Here is a 16468-nt window from a genome sequence, read left to right as displayed (position 1 = left end):
GTGTCTGCTGCTGTTGTTCCTGCCGTTGATGCGGCGGGAGTGGAGGCGGTGCATCAAGGCGCTGTGCACCGTGCCCGCGGCGTGCACGACGCCCCGCACCGGCGGCAGGTCGAGCGCGTCGAGCGCCGCCCGCACCGTCTCCGCGTCCGTGATGTCGGCGGCCACAGTGCGGACGGTGACCCCGGCCGCCTCCAGGCGCCGCAGCGCCTCGACACGCGGATCGCCGTCGGACCACTGGGCACGCGGCGGCACCGGCGTACGGCCGAGCAGCACGATCCGGCGGGCGCCGCGCGCGGCGAGGTGACCGGCCAGCTCCAGACCGAGCACGCCGAGTCCGCCGGTGACGAGGTACGTGCTGTCCGGACGGCAGGTGAACTGCTCGCCGTCCGGGGCGGCTTCGGCCGGTAAGAGCCGCGGAGCGTGCACCTCGCCGTCGGCCACGGCGAGCACCGGCTCGGCGGGCCGCAGGTGCAGCAGGTGGAACAGCGGTCGCGCGGGCAGCTCCTCCGCCGGCCCCAGGGGCAGGTCGACGACGCCGCCCCAGAACTCGGGGTGCTCGCTCGCCGTGACCCGGCCCATGCCCCACAGCGGGGCCCCGCCGAGGTCCCCGGCCTCCGCCGCGTCGCGCACTCCTCGGGTCAGGCACCACAGCAGCGGCTTGCGGTCCGGCAGCGCGGCGATCTCGGCCACCAGGCGGGCGAACTCCACGGCGACGTCGGCAGGTTCGGCGACGCCGGGCGAGAACAACACGTGGTCGGCGTCGGCGAGCCCGGCCGGGTCGACGCTCACCGTGGCTCCGTGCACGGCGGCCTCCGGTACCAGCGCCCGCGCCAGCTCGGTCGGGCCCAGCACCAGGACGGTACGGCCCACCAGGCCGGCCTGCGCCGCGCCGTCCACCGGGAACGGCCGCCAGGCCACCTCGAACCGGCCGCCGGCGCTCTGCTCCTCACCGGACAGCTCGCCGTCGAGCTCGCCGTAGTGCAGCCCGCGCAGCGTCAACACCGACTCCGTGCCGCCCGTGCTGCCGGTGCCGTCCGTGCCGTCCGTGCCGCCGGTGCTGCCGGTGCTGCCGGTGCTGCCGGTGCTGCCGGTGCTGCCGGTGCTGCCGGTGCTGCCGGTGCCGTCCGTGCTGCCGGTGCTGCCGGTGCTGCCGGTGCCGTCCGTGCTGCCGGTGCTGCCGGTGCTGCCGGTGCTGCCGGTGCCGCCCGTGCCGTCCGAGCCGCCCGTGCCGCCGGTGCCGCCGGTGCTGTCTGTGCCGTCCGAGCCGCCAGTGCCGCCCACGCTGTCCGCCACTCCGCGGACATCGACGTGCACGGTGGTCGGCCGGTCCTCGTCGAGCCGGACCGAGAGGACGGCTCGGCGAGGTGGCGGGCCGCTTCGGGTGACCCGGTCGATGTGCGCAGGCATCCGCAGTACCCCGGGGCCGGGGAAGATCACCGACGCCATGGACAGCGCGGCGTCCAGGATCGCCGCCCAGCTGCGGTCCAGGTCCGCGCTCGCGACGGCCGTCAACGTGCCCTCGCCGCACCGGAGTTCCTCGATCGTCCACGGATACCCCATGTCTGCGACGCCGAGTTCCGCGAGCCGCTCGACGACGTACCCGGGGTCGAGCGCCTCGGACGCGTCCGTGACGACTACCGGGGCGGTGGGCTCGGCGGCCTCCCCGACCGTGGCGAGCGTGTGCGTCGCCCACGCCGCGTCGGGCGCGCCGAGCCGCCGCGAGACCAGGCGCAGCCCGCCCTCGTCGCACACGATCTGCACCTCGCGCGTCTCCTGCTGCGGGACGACCACCGGCTGTCGCAGCTGTACGTCGGTCAGGACATCCGTACGGCCCGCGGTAAGGAAGGTGTTGACGAGGACGGCGGCCGGGACGATCTCGGTGCCGAGAACGGGATGCCGCCTCGGATACGGCCGGGTGCGCAGGTCGAGCGTGGTCTGCCAGACCCGGGTGCGCGAACCGTGCACCGTGGTCTCGGCGCCGAGCAGCGTGTCGGCCGGCGGCTCGGTGCCGCCGCGCGCGTCGACCCAGTGCCGCTCGTGCTGCCAGGCGGTGGTCGGCAGATCGGTGCGGCGGCCGGCGGGCTGCAGGACCGACCAGTCGACCGTCACGCCCCGGCAGTGCAGCGCGGCCAGCGAGGTCAGCAGCGTGGCCTTCTCGGGCCGGTTGCGGCGCAGGCTGGGCACGACCAGCGCGTCCCCGGCTCCGGCCAGGGTCTCGGTGATCGAGTGGCTGACCACCGGGTGCGCGGAGACCTCCAGGAACACCCGGTGCCCGTCCTCGATCGCCGCCTGCACCGCCTGGTGGAAGCGGACGGGGTTGCGCAGGTTGCCGGCCCAGTAGTGCGCGTCCTGCCGTCGGCCGCTGCGCGGGTCGTCGACCGCGGTCAGGTAGAGCGGCACCCGGGCCGGGCGGGGCTCCAGGTCGGCGAGGGCGAGGGCGAGGTCGCCGCTGATCTCGTCCATGTGAGTGCTGTGGAAGGCGACGTCGGAGTCGACCCGGCGGATCGTCCAGCGGATACCGGCCCACCGCTCGGCGGCCTCGTCGACGGCCGCGATGTCGCCCGCGACGACGGTGGAGGAAGGGGCGGCGGCGATGGCCGCGCACAGGTCGTCCCGCGCGACGCCGATGCGGTCGCGCACCTCGTCGAAGGGCCGGTCCACCATGATCATGGCGCCCTTGCCGGCGACCTTGCGCAGCAGGGCGGAGCGGCGGCAGATGAGCCGGGCGCCGTCCTCCTCGGTCAGCACGCCGGCGGTGACCGCCGCGGCGATCTCGCCCACGGAGTGCCCGATGACCGCGCCCGGTGCCAGGCCGTGACGGCGCCACACCTCGGCGAGGCCGATCTGCATGGCGAACAGCATCGACTGGATGACGTCCACCGAATCCAGGTCGTCGCCGGTGAGCACCTCGCGCGGGGTGATGCCGAGTTCCTCGGCGTAGATGGGACCGAGCCGGTCGACGGCCGCGGCGAACACCGGCTCCTCGGCGAGCAGTTCCCGGCCCATGCCCACCCACTGGGCGCCGTGGCCGGAGAACACCCACACCGGGTTCCGCGGCCGGCCCGCGGGCTCGCCGGTCACGACGGCGGGGTCCGGCCGGCCCTCGGCCAACGCGCGCAGCCCCTCGGCGAGTTCGTCCCGGCCGGCGGCGAGGACGACCGCGCGGGCGGCGAGGTGCGCCCTGCGGTGGGCGAGCGTGTGGCCGACATCGGCGAGTTCCTGCGCGTCGAGCGCCCCGGCCAGGCGGGCGGCCTGCGCGGCGAGGCCCGGCACGGTCGCCGACGACACCGGGTACAGGGCGGGCCGGGCAGTCTCCGCGGCCTCGCCGCAGCGGTTCTCCCCGGCCTCGCCGGCGCCGGGCTCCTCGACAGCCCCGACGGGCTCGACGGCCTGTGGGGCCTGCTCCAGGACGGCGTGCGCGATCGTGCCGCCGTATCCGTAGCTGGCCACGCCCGCCAGCCGCGGACGGCCGGTCCCGGGCCACGGCGTCGGCTCGGTGACCAGGCTCAGGCCCGAGGCCGCCCAGGGGATGTCCCGGCGCGGCCCGGCCACGGACAGGGTGGGCGGGATGACGCCGTGCTCCGTGGCGAGCGCCGTCTTGATGAGCCCGGCGATGCCCGCCGCGGCCTCGCAGTGGCCGATGTTGGTCTTCACGGAGCCGATGAGACACGGCCCGCCGCCCTCCGCCCGGGCCCCCACGACCTCGGCGAGCGCGGACGCCTCGATGGGGTCGCCGACCCTGGTGCCGGTGCCGTGCGCCTCCACGTAGTCGACCTCGTGCGGGGCGACGCCGGCCGCCTCGTACTCCTTGCGCATCAGGTGCGCCTGGGCGGTGGCGCTGGGCGTCATGATGCCGTCTGTGCGGCCGTCCTGGTGGACGGCGGTACCGCGGATCAGCGCGATGATCCGGTCGCCGTCGCGGCGGGCGTCGGCGAGGCGCTTGAGTACGACGATGCCGCAGCCCTCGCCGCGGCCATAGCCGTCGGCGGCCTCGTCGATGGCCTTGGAGCGGCCGTCCGGCGAGATGGCGCCCGCGAGGTCGAGCACCGTGGTCAGGCCCGGGCCCGCCATCAGCATGACACCGCCCGCGAGGGCGACCGGTACCTCGCCGCCGCGCAGGCTCGCGCACGCCTGGTGCACGGCCACGAGCGAGGAGGAGCACGCGGTGTCGACGGCGAGGGACGGGCCGCGCAGGTCGAGGGTGTACGAGATGCGGTTGGGCACGCCGCACAGCGAGGAGCCGATGCCGGTCCAGGCCTCCACGCCGGGCAGGTCCTCCAGCAGCCGTCGTCCGTAGTCGTCGGTTCCGACGCCGATGAACACGCCCGCGTCGGTGCCCGCGAGGTCGGAGGCCGGGATGCCCGCGTGCTCCAGTGCCTCCCACGCGACCTCCAGCGCGATCCGCTGCTGCGGGTCGAGCTGGCGGGCCTCGGTGGCCGAGATGCCGAAGAACGACGCGTCGAAGCCGGAGATGTCGTCGAGGAACGCGCCGTTCGCCGTCACGCGGGACAGCACGGCCGCGTTCTCGCGCGACTGCGCCCGCTGCGGCGCCCACCGCTCCTCGGGTATCGGACCGGACGCGTCCACCGCGTCCATCAGCAACTCCCACAGCGCCTGCGGCGAATCGGCGCCACCGGGGAAGCGGCAGCCGATGCCCACGACCGCGATCGGGTCCTCGGGGCTCGACGGGAGGTGGGACAGCTCACTCATGGGGTCACCGCTCACGGTCGGCGTCGTCCGCGGCGGACGACGGGAAGGGGAAGGGAGGTCGAGGGAGTCGGCCGAGGGGCTCATGCGAACGTGACCCCCTTGCTCCACGCGTCCCAGTCCTCGCCCTCCGCGAAGAGGTAGCGGGCCTTGAGGATCTCCCGCCGGGCGGTGAGGGCCTCGAAGGGGACGAGCGTGCCGAGGGGCAGGCCGGTGACGCGGTGCGGGACGCCGAGCTCGCGGTCGATGGCCTCGCCCAGCTCCTTGACGGCCCGGTCGCGGACCGCGTCCGGCGCCTCGAACTCGACGCGCAGCATGTCGTGGTGGGCCATGGCCCGCCAGAACAGCACCCCGTAGTCCGCCGGGAGGCCGAACACCAGCTCCTCCAGGCGTTCCTGGGTGACCGAGGAGGAGCCCACCGGGTACGCCGTGCCCGCACGGCCGAGCACCCGCACCGTCGGCAGCTGCCATCCGCAGGCGCACGGATCACTCGACGCCTCGACCTCGTCGGCGAGGTTGTAGCGCAGCAGCGGCATCGCGTCGCGGTACAGCGGCGTCACCACCATCTGGCCGCGGCCGGAGTCGGACAGCTCGCCCGTGCGGGGGTCGTACACCTCGAAGATCGCGCGGTCCGCCCACAGGTGCAGCGCCCCGTCCGGGCACTGTCCCGCGATCGTGCCGGTCTCGGTCGACCCGTACTCCTCGACGATCGGGATGCCGCCCCACAACTCGCTGAGCCGCTGCCGGCGCGCCGGAGTCAGCGGTTCGGCCGCGGTGAACATCGCCCGCAGGGACGGGAAGTCCTCCGCCGGGCGCAGACCGGCCGCCCTGGCCGCGGCGGCCAGCAGCGCGATCTCGGTCGGATTGCACCAGGTGAGCGTCACGTCGAGGGACTTCAGGACGCGCACCATCCGGGACAGCGGGGTGGCGAGCGACCGCGCGTCCCCCGGTACGACGGTGGCGCCGCACAGCCGCCCGGCGGCCTGCGCGAGATGTCCGGTGATCACCAGACCGTAGGGGGTGCGCACCAGGAACGTGTCGGACGGGTTGATCCCGACCCACTTGCGCGCGTACCGCTCGGCGAGGTCGGTCCAGTCCTCGTCGGTGTAGTACGAGGCGGTCGGCTCGCCCGCCGTACCGCTGGACTCGTGGTAGGTCGCGAGCCGTTCCCGCTCCACCGCGAGCATCCCGAACGGGTACTGGTCGCGCAGGTCCTGTTTGGTGGTCGGCTCGATGCCGGTGAAGTCCTTCGCGGTGCGCGGGACGCTACGGCCCTCGTAGCGGGCCGCGTAGAACGGCGAGCGCAGCGCCTGGGCGAGGACCCTCGGCAGCTGTGCCCGCTGCAGCTCGGCGAGTTCGGCGGCATTCGACCAGTCGCCCGGTTCCGGACGCGACCTCGACATGAGTTCTCCCTCGTGACCTCGTGAGTGCTGGGCCCCAGCAGCACAGCAGCGCGGCCCGCACACCGGCGCGAGTAGTCGGTACTCAAATCGGCCACCGGGCGCGCCGTCCCGGCGCCTGCCGGCGGATCATGCCGACTGCGGGAAGCGGCGGCTGATCAGCGCCGGTGAGCGGGGGCATGGGGGTGCCCCCGCGCGAGCCGGGCGAAGCCGGTTCGAGCGGGGAGAGCGTGCGGCCGCAAGGTGGAGGAGGGCGTCGACGCGACGGCGGTCCTTCCGCTTGAGCGCAGTCGGGAGCGGGGGAGCCGGCAACCGGCGGCAACGCGGCCGGGGGCACCCCCTCCGGGGGAGTGAGTGCCGGCCCCCGCCTCCCCGGCACGGTCCGCCGGACAGGCCCCGGGCCCCGAGCCCGACCTGCGCGATCCACCCCGGCCGGGGGTGAGTGGGCCCGGCCGGTTGAGTACCGCCTACTCATGAGCCCCGCACGCCACCGGTGTTGTGCTTGCGGCCGACGCACCCCCCTTGCTCTCGGCCCGGTCCGGGCGGCAGGGGAGACCCACCGCCCACTTGCGCGATCCGTCCACGAAGGAAACAACCCCACGAAGGAGTCGGCTCGATGAGGACTGCGAACCTGTATCTCGCCGGGATCGGCAGCCACCTGCCGCCCCTGTTCCCGGCCGAGCGCGCGGTCGCGGAAGGCCTGTACGATGAGGGGGCCCGTAAGGCCTCGGGCATGCGGTCGGCGGCAGTCAGCGAGTCGACTCCCGCCCCGCAGCTGGCGATCGACGCGGCGCGGGCCGCGCTGGCCGGCTCCGGGCACGGTCCCGACGACATCGGCATCCTGCTGCACAGCTACACGCACCACCAGGGCCCCGACGGCTGGTCCGCGGTGCACTACATCCTCAACAACACCGTCGACCGCCCGGTTCCGGCCGTCGAGGTCAAGCAGGGCTGCCTCGGCATGCTGGCCTCCGTGGAGATCGCCGCGGGCCGGCTGATCGCGAACCCCACGCGACGCGGCGCTGATCACCACCGGCGACAACTACTCGACGCCCGGTGTCGAGCGCTGGCGTGCCTCAGGGCTGTTCGTGCTCGCCGACGCGGGCTCGGCCGTGGTCCTCTCGCGCCGTTCCGGCTTCGCCGAGCTGCGCGCGGTCGGCTCGCTGTCCGACTCCTCGATGGAGATCCTGCACCGCGCGGGCGAGGAGCTCTTCCCGCCGGGCGTCACCCGCGGCCGGGGCCTGAACTTCGCCGAGCGCGCCGAGAAGGTCCGCGAGCAGTGGGCGGAGGGCCAGGCCCCGCCCATCAAGAACTTCGGCGACCGGGTCGCCGAGATCACCGAACGCACCCTGAAGGAAGCCGATCTGACGTTCGATCAGATCACCCGGGTGTGCCACGTCGGCTTCGGCCGGCCCGCCCTGGAGGCCATGTTCCTGCTGCCGCTGGACGTGCCCGAGGAGAAGACGGTCTGGGAGTACGCCAGCACGATCGGGCACACCGGTGCGGCCGACCTCTTCCTCGGCCTGGAGCACATCTGGCGCACCGGGCAGGTGGGGCCCGGCGACAACGTGCTGCTCATCGGCGCGAGCACCGGCATGGAGGCCGGCGCCGCCGTGGTCCGCATCACCGAAGCCGCCCCGGAAGCCGCATAGGAGCCCGACGATGCTTGACGGATGCACCCCCTGGCCCGAGGACGTCGCCCGCCGATACCGCGAGCAGGGGCATCTGGCGCGGTGACACGCTCGGCACGGTGCTGCGTGACTGCGCGCGGCGCCACGGCGATAAGACCGCCCTCGTACACGGCGAACGCCGTATCGGTTACGCCGAACTCGACCGCTGGGCCGACCGGTTGGCGGCCGGATTCGCCGCGCACGGCGTGCGCCCGGGCGACCGGGTCGTCGTCCAGCTGCCCAACGTGCCGGAGTTCGTGGCGATCGCGTTCGGCCTGATGCGGCTCGGCGCCAAGCTGGTCTTCTCGCTCCCCGCGCACCGCGCCGGCGAGATCACCCACCTCGTCGAGCTGAGCGGAGCGGTCGGGTACGTGGTGCCCGAGACGCACCGCGGCTTCGACCACTGCGAACTGGCCCGGCAGGTCCAGGCCGCGACCGGCACCCTCGAATCCCTGTTCGTGCTGGGCGACAAGGCCGAGGGCTTCGTGTCGGTGGCCGAGCTGGAGGCGGCGGCCGGCGAGGCGCGGCCACGGCCCGAGCCCGACCCCACGGACGTGGCGTTCTTCCTGCTGTCGGGCGGTACGACGGCCCTGCCGAAGCTGATCCCGCGGACCCATGACGACTACGTCCACATGTCCGAGCGCGCCGCCCGGGTGTGCGAGCTGACCGAGGACGACGTCTACCTCGCGGTGCTGCCCATCGAGTTCAACTTCGCCTTCGGCTGTCCCGGCGTGGTCGGCACCTTCCAGACCGGCGGCACCGTGGTCCTCGCCGACACGCCCAACCCGGCGGACTGCTTCCCGCTGATCGAACGGCACCGGGCCACCGTCACCGCGATGGTCCCCTCGATCATGGCGCTGTGGCTGCACGACGCCGAGTGGACCGACGCCGACCTGTCCAGCCTGCGCCTGGTGCAGGTCGGCGGGGCGCGGATGCTCCGCGAGTTCACCGAACGCATCCAGCCCACCCTGGGCGCCCGGCTCCAGCAGGTGTTCGGCATGGCCGAGGGCCTGCTCACCTTCAGCCGGCCGGACGACCCGGCCGAGTCGGTGCTCACCACGCAGGGCAAGCCGGTCTCCGAGGCTGACGAGATCCGCATCGTCGGCGAGATGGGCGGGGAGCTGCCCGTCGGCGAGGTCGGCGAGCTCCTCACCCGCGGCCCGTACACGCTGCGCGGCTACTACCGGGTGCCCGAGTACAACAAACGGGCGTTCACCGAGGACGGCTTCTACCGCACGGGTGACCTCGCCCGGCTCACCACGGACGGTGACCTGGTCATCGAGGGCCGCATCAAGGAGATGATCATCCGCGGCGGTGACAAGGTCTCCGCCGGCGAGGTGGAGGACCTGCTGCTCGCGGACCCGGCCGTCGCGGCGGCGGTGATCGGCATACCCGACGAGTTCCTCGGCGAGCGGATCTGCGCCTACCTCGTCGCCGACGGAGCCGAGGTGCCGCTCGCCGAACTCAAGCGCTCCGTGCACGCGCGGGGCGTCGCCGACTACAAGCTGCCCGACGTGGTGCGGTACCTGCCCGAACTCCCCCTGACCCCCCTCGGCAAAGTCGACAAGAAGGCGCTGGCCGCACACGCCGCGTCCGAGCAGGAAGGCTGACGTGGACACCTCTTCCATACCCACCGAACAGGAGCTGCGCGCGATCCTGGCTCCCGTGCTCGGGGTCACGCCCGGCGCCATCGAGCCGGACGCGAACCTCGTCGTCATGGGCCTGAGTTCGCTGGAGATCATGCGGCTGGTCAGCCGCTGGCGCAAGCAGCGGATCCCGGTCGACTTCGAGGCGCTGGTGGGCGAGCCCACGCTGCCCGGGTGGCTCGCGCACTTCGAGTCCCTCGCCCGGCCCGTACCGACCGAGCCCGGAGTCGCGTGATGAGCGTCCAGCTGATCTCCGGCGGCACCGTCTACACCGCCGACGCCCAGGAGTCCGTGCACGCGCGCGGCGCCGTACTGATCGTGGACGACAGGATCGCCGCGGTCGGTCCCGCCGCCGAGGTCGACGAGGCGGTCGCCGCCCTCGACCCCGCCCGACGGGCCGGGCTGCGCAGTGTCGACGCGCGCCGGATGATGGTCCTGCCCGGCTTCGTGAACGCGCACTGGCACGAGATGTTCGCGATGCGCCTGCCGATGCGCGGCGCGCTCCGGCCCGTCTCGGACCGCGACGACCAGGTCGCGTTCATGGGCGGCGGCGGTGACATGCACCAGATCTCCGCCACGTTCGACCGGTTCGACGACCTGATCGAGGGCATGACGCCGGACGAGGCGCAGGCCATCGCCGAGTACTCGATGTGGACGCAGCTGCGCGGCGGCGTCACCACCCTCGGCGACATGGGCTCGCTCAACCGCCCGGCGTCCATGGTCGCCGCGGCCCGGCGGCTCGGCATCCGCTTCTCGGCCAGCACCTGGGCGAGCGACGCGGTCTGCCCGTCCGGGCAGTCCCGGTTCGTGCGCACCCGGGACGCCGAGCAGGTCCTGGCCGGCTTCGAGGAACTGCTCGGCCTGGTCTCCGCCGACGCCTCGGGCCGCGTCCGGTGCCGGCCGAGCATCGGCGTACGTCACCAACATGACGGACGAACTGGCCCGGGGCATGGCCGAGTTGGTCGCCCGCCACGACCTGCCCTTCGCCACGCACGTGGGCGCGCTGCGCAACGAGGCCCACCTGATGCGCACCTACTACGGCGATACCGGGCTGCGGCGGCTGGCCGAATTCGGCCTGGTGGACGACCGGTTGATGGCGGGCCACGCCGGCTTCCTCGACGAGCACGAGCAGAAGCTGATGCTCACGGCCCGGGCCCACATCAGCCACTCGCCCGGCAAGTACGGCCCGTCCGGCGAGTCCTCGCTGACCGAGACCGGCGTCGTACCGGCACTGCGCCGCGCCGGACTCGACGTGTCGCTGTCCACCGACGGTTCGTCGATGCCCAGCGCCGGCATCGCCGAGACGATGCGCGCCGCCTGGCAGATGTGCAACGAGATGAGTGCCGACCAGACCGACGTGCTGCCCACCGACGCGCTGGCGATGGGCACCCGGATCGCCGCCAAGGGGCTGCGCTGGGACGACGCCGTCGGCAGCCTGGAGCCCGGCAAGCAGGCCGACCTGCTGCTGATCCCGGCCGAGGACTGGCGCTACCTGCTCAACCCGCGGCCGCTGGAGAGCTTCCTGTGGCTGGCCGGGTCCGCGGACGTGGACACGGTGATCGTCGGCGGCCGCACCCTGCTGCGCGGCGGCAAGGGCGTGGAGGTCGACGAGGCGGCGCTGCAGGAGCGCTATCTGGAGGCGCTGCGCGGCTTCACGACGCGCACGCTGCGGATACCCGACGAGGTCGTCGGCCGCGTCCTCGGGCAGGTGACCCGATGACCGCCCCGGATGTACGTACGCCGATGGCGACGCCCCCCGCCGAGCTGTCCGGGGTGGCCGTGGTGACCGGGGCGGCGGGTGGCATCGGCGCCGAGATCGTACGGGCGCTCGCGGCCACCGGCATCCCGGTGGCGCTGCTCGACCGGGACATCACAGCGCTGTGGCAGCTGGCGGCCGCCCTGGAGGAGCGGAGCGATCGCGTACTCGCGGTCGCCGCGGACGTCACGGACAGCGCGGACGTGGACGCCGCGATCGCCAAGGTGGAGGCCGAACTCGGACCCGTGACGCACCTGGTGAACGCGGCGGGCGTGCTGCGCAGCGGACCGGCCAGCGAACTCACCGACGAGGAGTGGGACGTCACGTTCGCCGTCAACGTGGGCGGGGTGTTCCACGTCAGCCGGTCGGTTGCCCGCCGCATGGCACCGCGCGGCCGGGGCTCGATCGTGACGGTCGCGTCGGCGTTCACGCCCCGGGTGTCGATGTCCGCGTACGCCGCGTCCAAGGCGGCCTCCGCCATGTTCACCAAGTGCCTGGGCCTGGAACTGGCCGGCCACGGCATCCGCTGCAACGTGGTCGCCCCCGGTTCCACCCGCACCCCGATGCTGACGGCCCTCCAGGGCGACGCGGCCGAACGCGCCTCCGTCGCGGGGGTCCCGGACGCCTACCGCGTGGGCATCCCCCTCGGCCGTGTCGCCGAGCCCGCGCACATCGCCGACGCGGTTCTGTTCCTGCTGTCGGACCGCGCCGCCCACATCACGATGCACGAACTGACCGTGGACGGCGGAGCGGCGCTGGGGGTCTGAACCGCGGGCCCGGCACGCACCGCCGACGGCACTCGGCCGAACGGCCCGCAACCCCCCTTCCGCCGCACGCCGACCGCCGCCGCCCCCACTGACCGCCGCACGCCGCACGCTGCCCCACCGACCGCTGCCCCACCGGTGGCTGTTCCTGCTCCGCCCCCTACTCCGACCGCTGCCCCACCGGCGGCCGCCCCCACTCGGCCTGTACGTCCCCCGCTGTTCCGTCGGTGGCGCTCCTTGCTCTGCCCCTACTCCGACCGCTGCCCCACCGGTGGCTGTTCCTGCTCCGCCCCCTACTCCGACCGCTGCCCCACCGGCGGCAGTTCCCGCCCCGTCCCTGGGACGGCTCCTCCGACGACCGCCGCCCCACACGGCGACCGTCACCGCCCGCGCCCGCACGGCGCCGACTGTCCCCGACCCGTGAAAGGAATCATGACGTGGCGATCGCACCGATCGACCCGTACCAGATGCCTCACCCCGCCGAGCTGCCGGTGAACACCGCCGCCTGGACCGTCGACCCGCGCCGGGCCGTGCTGCTGGTGCACGACATGCAGCACTACTTCCTGGCCCCGTTCGCCGGGGCCGCCCAGCCGCGTACCGACCTGCTGGGCAACGTCACCGCGCTGCGCGAGCGGTGCGCCGCACTCGGCGTCCCCGTCGTGTACACGGCGCAGCCCGGCGGCATGACACCCGAGCAGCGTGGGCTCCTCAAGGACTTCTGGGGCGCCGGCATGTCCGCGGCCCCGGCGGACCGCGGCATCCCCGAGGCGATCGCGCCCGGCGAGCACGACACCGTCCTGACCAAGTGGCGGGCCAGCGCCTTCCACCGCACCGGCCTGCTCGACCTGCTCCGCGAGCGGGGCCGCGACCAGCTGGTGATCTGCGGGGTCTACGCCCATGTGGGGATCCTGCTCACCGCGTGCGACGCGTTCGCGCACGACGTCCAGCCCTTCGTCGTGGCCGACGCGGTCGCCGACTTCACCCCCGAGTACCACCGGATGGCCCTCCAGTACGCCGCGACTCGGTGCGCCATGACCCCGCCGACCGCCACAGTGCTCCAGGCGCTCTCGGCGGCGGCCCTCGCGCCCGCAGGAGACCCCTCATGACCGGACTGGAGGAACTGGCCGACTCCGGACGCCCGTTCGCGGTGCTCCACCGCCCGAGAGCGGCACCCCCGGCCATGTCGACCTGCTGACCGGCGACTTCACCGAGGTGGCCGGCACCGCCGAGCTACCTGTCCCCGACCTGGGCGAGGCCGGCACCCACGAGGTGCTCGCCCTGTTGCCGTACCGGGTGATCGGCGAGCGCGGCTACGACCACCACGACGACGGGGAGCCCGTCCTCGCCATGTCCGTGCGCGAACAGGCGCTGCTGCCCGTCGACGACGTGCTCGACCTGGTGCTGCGCTGGCCCGTCGAGACCGACGAGGGCGGCTTCGACCTGGACGACGAGGCGTACGGCGACCTCGTGCGCCGGGTCCTCGCCGAGGAGATCGGGCACGGCTCCGGAGCCAACTTCGTCCTCAAGCGCACGTACGTCACCGAGGTCCCCGCCTGGTCGGTGCGCACGGCACTGGCGCTGTGGGGCCGGCTGCTGCGTGGCGAACCCGGGGCGTACTGGACGTTCCTCATCCACACGGGAGAGCGCACCTTCATCGGCGCGAGCCCGGAGCGGCACGTCAGCCTCGACGACGGCATCGCGGTGATGAATCCGATCAGCGGCACCTACCGCTACCCGGCGGACGGCCCGACCCCGTCGAAGGTGCTGGAGTTCCTCGCCGACGGAAAGGAGACCAACGAGCTGTACATGGTGCTCGACGAGGAGCTGAAGATGATGAGCCGCGTGTGCGACGACGCGCACGTGGTCGGGCCGCACCTGAAGGAGATGGCCCACCTCGCCCACACCGAGTACCGCATCGTCGGGCACAGCCACCGCGATGTGCGGGAGATCCTGAGCGAGACGCTGCTCGCCCCCACGGTCACCGGCAGCCCGGTGCAGAGCGCCTGCCGGGTCATCGCCAGGTTCGAGCCTGCGGGCCGCGGTTACTACTCCGGCGTGGCCGCGCTGATCGGCCGCGACGCCATGAACCGCCGGCGCATGGACTCGGCCATCATGATCAGGACGGCGGACGTGGACGCGGCGGGCCGGATGCGGATCGGCGTCGGCGCCACCCTCGTACGCGACTCCGACCCGGAAGGCGAGGCCGCCGAGACGCGGGCGAAGGCGGCCGGGCTGCTCGACGCCTTGCACCGGGTGGCACAGAAACGGCGCCCGGCGGGACTCGACGGGCATCCGCGGATCCGGGCCGCGCTGACCCGGCGCAACGCCCCGCTGTCGGACTTCGGGCTCGCCCCCGCCCCCGTACGGCCGGGAGCGCGCGGCAAGCTGCTGATCGTCGACGCCGAGGACACGTTCACCGCGATGAGCGCGCTGCAACTGCGCAGCCTCGGCTACGACGTGACCGTCCGCCGCTTCGACGAGCCGTACCGGATCAGCGGATACGACCTGGTCGTGCTCGGCCCGGGGCCCGGCGACCCGCGCGACGACGACCACCCCAAGATCGCGCATCTGCGCGCGGTCACGGGCAGCCTGCTCAACCTGCGCATCCCGTTCGTGTCCGTGTGCCTGAGCCACCAGGTCCTCAGCTCGCTGCTCGGCCTTCCGCTGCGCCGACTGGACTTCCCCAACCAGGGCGTGCGGCGGACGATCGACCTGTTCGGCACCCCGGAGCCGGTCTACTCCTACAACACGTTCACCGCCCACTCCGACAGCGCGCTGCTGGCCAGTCCGTTGTGCCCGGGCCTGGTGGAGGTGGCGCACGACCCGGCCACCGGCGAGGTGCACGCGCTGCGCGGCCCCGGCTTCACCTCCGCGCAGTTCCACCCCGAGTCCGTGATGACCCGGCACGGCTCGGCGATCCTCGACGGCCTGGTCACCGGCGCGCTCGCGCCGGTGCTGCACGGAGCGGAGCTCACGGCGTGACCCCCTTGACGGACCCCCTGACGGAAGTACGGGCCGCGCACGCCGCGGCGAGATGGCGCTCGCTGCCGGCCGGGCAGCAGCCCCAGTGGCCGGACCCGGTCGCACTGGAGGAGGCGGTCGCCGCGCTGACGGCGAGCCTGCCGCTGGTGGTGCCGCGCGAGTGCGACCGGCTCGCCGGCCGGCTGGCCGCGGTCGCGCGCGGCGAGGCGTTCCTCGTCCAGGGCGGCGACTGCGCCGAGTCCCTGGACGCGGTCGACGCCGCGTCCATCGGCCGCACCGCGAGCCTGCTGCAGCAACTCGCCACGGTCTTCGGCTACGCGATGTCGCTGCCGACGATCACGGTCGCGCGCATGGCCGGACAGTACGCCAAGCCGCGCTCGGCCCCGACCGAGGTCCGCGACGGCGTGGAGCTGCCGGTCTACCGGGGCGACGCGGTCAACGGCCACGCGTTCACGGCGGCCGACCGTACCCCCGACCCGCACCGGATGCTCCGCGTCTACCACGCGTCCGCCGCCACCCTGAACCTCGTCAGGGCGTACGGCGGCGGGGAGCAGGCCGACCCCTCGTACGCCCTGGAGCGGGTCCTGCGGTTCGCGACCGCCTCGCCGGAACGGGCGCGCCACGCGGTGCTCGCCAAGGAGATCGAAACGCGCGGGCGGCTTCACCGGGGCCGACGGCTGGTACACACCCGGCGAGCTGTTCATGTCGCACGAAGGGCTGCTGCTGGACTACGAGTCGGCGCTGACCCGCGTCGACCCGGCCACCGGCCGCGCGTACGCCACGTCGGGCCACCTGCTGTGGATCGGCGAACGCACACGGCAGCTCGACGGCGCGCACGTGGAGTACTTCGCCGGGATCAGCAACCCGATCGCGGTGAAGGTGGGACCGGCCATCACCGGGGACGAACTACTGCGCCTGATCGACCGTTTGTCCCCCGAGGGCGAGCCGGGCCGGCTCACGCTGGTGGTGCGCATGGGCGCGGACCGCGTCCTGACCGCGCTGCCCGGCCTGGTCGAGCGGATCACGGCCGAGGGCCGCCCCGTGGCGTGGATCTCCGACCCGATGCACGGCAACACGATCACCGCGCCCTCCGGCCACAAGACCCGCCGCTTCGACGACGTCCTGGCCGAGCTCACCGCCTTCTTCGAGATCCTCCGCGCCCTGGGCGCCCACCCCGGCGGTGTCCACCTGGAACTGACGGGTGACGACGTGACGGAGTGCGTCGGCACGGACACCGGCTTCGACGACCTCCCCACCCGCTATCACTCGGTCTGCGACCCCCGCCTGAACCCCGCCCAGTCTCTGGACCTGGCTTTCCACCTCACCGAACTCCTGACCACGGCAGGACGGGCACCGGACGCCGTACACCCCTGACCTCCTCGGCGGCGCGTTCACATACGCCGTCCGCCCGCCCCGGTCCGGGCGGGCGGACGGGGTATGTGCGGCGCCGGCCGAGGCCGGTGATGTCGTACGGCCCGGCAGCCACGGCCCGCCTGCGCGCGTCCGGCTGCTGGGAGAACACGATGCAGGCCCTCGCGGCTGC

The 16468-nt window shown here is 73.7% G+C and carries 8 protein-coding genes and 3 pseudogenes; 9 read left to right on the top strand and 2 right to left on the bottom strand.

What is annotated here, in order from left to right; all coding sequences use genetic code 11:
- Positions 1-93: 93 nt before the first annotated feature.
- Both ACWD3C_RS14155 and ACWD3C_RS14150 read right to left on the bottom strand, forming a co-directional pair.
- Positions 94-4710, bottom strand: a pseudogene (locus tag ACWD3C_RS14155) (type I polyketide synthase); the annotation flags it as partial.
- A gap of 80 nt (positions 4711-4790) precedes the next feature.
- On the bottom strand, positions 4791-6110 hold the full coding sequence (locus ACWD3C_RS14150) for a phenylacetate--CoA ligase family protein (RefSeq protein ID WP_451143541.1): 1320 nt from the start codon (positions 6108-6110) through the stop codon (positions 4791-4793).
- A gap of 1085 nt (positions 6111-7195) precedes the next feature.
- On the opposite strand from ACWD3C_RS14150, the gene ACWD3C_RS14145 reads away from it, so the two are divergent.
- From ACWD3C_RS14145 to ACWD3C_RS14105, 9 genes and pseudogenes are all read left to right on the top strand, one after another.
- Positions 7196-7759 carry a 3-oxoacyl-[acyl-carrier-protein] synthase III C-terminal domain-containing protein gene (locus tag ACWD3C_RS14145; protein ID WP_451143539.1) on the top strand — a complete coding sequence of 188 codons (564 nt, stop codon included), beginning with the start codon at positions 7196-7198 and terminating at the stop codon, positions 7757-7759.
- A 14-nt stretch (positions 7760-7773) separates the two neighbouring features.
- A complete protein-coding gene (locus ACWD3C_RS14140; protein ID WP_451143537.1) occupies positions 7774-9387 on the top strand; it encodes a (2,3-dihydroxybenzoyl)adenylate synthase in 1614 nt (537 codons plus the stop codon).
- Between the two features lies 1 nt (position 9388).
- Positions 9389-9658, top strand: coding sequence for a phosphopantetheine-binding protein (locus ACWD3C_RS14135; protein ID WP_451143535.1), 270 nt, complete (start codon positions 9389-9391; stop codon positions 9656-9658).
- Positions 9658-10158 (top strand): annotated as a pseudogene (locus ACWD3C_RS14130) (amidohydrolase family protein); the annotation flags it as partial. The gene ACWD3C_RS14135 and the pseudogene ACWD3C_RS14130, both read left to right, overlap by 1 nt.
- A gap of 190 nt (positions 10159-10348) precedes the next feature.
- The gene (locus tag ACWD3C_RS14125) at positions 10349-11143 is read left to right on the top strand and encodes an amidohydrolase family protein (RefSeq protein ID WP_451143533.1); all 795 of its coding nucleotides are present in this window, start codon (positions 10349-10351) and stop codon (positions 11141-11143) included.
- Positions 11140-11946, top strand: coding sequence for a 2,3-dihydro-2,3-dihydroxybenzoate dehydrogenase (locus tag ACWD3C_RS14120; protein WP_451143682.1), 807 nt, complete (start codon positions 11140-11142; stop codon positions 11944-11946). Before ACWD3C_RS14125 ends, ACWD3C_RS14120 begins: the two co-directional genes overlap by 4 nt.
- A gap of 434 nt (positions 11947-12380) precedes the next feature.
- Positions 12381-13049, top strand: coding sequence for an isochorismatase family protein (locus ACWD3C_RS14115; protein ID WP_451143531.1), 669 nt, complete (start codon positions 12381-12383; stop codon positions 13047-13049).
- Positions 13050-13155: 106 nt separating this feature from the next.
- A complete protein-coding gene (locus tag ACWD3C_RS14110) occupies positions 13156-14925 on the top strand; it encodes an anthranilate synthase family protein (RefSeq protein ID WP_451143529.1) in 1770 nt (589 codons plus the stop codon).
- A pseudogene (locus ACWD3C_RS14105) lies at positions 14922-16299 on the top strand (3-deoxy-7-phosphoheptulonate synthase class II). Before ACWD3C_RS14110 ends, ACWD3C_RS14105 begins: the two are co-directional and overlap by 4 nt.
- Positions 16300-16468: the final 169 nt, after the last annotated feature.

The organism is Streptomyces sp. NPDC002845 (assembly GCF_053591955.1).
Note: the sequence above shows the minus strand (reverse complement) of the source record. Positions and strands in the feature narration are given on the sequence as shown.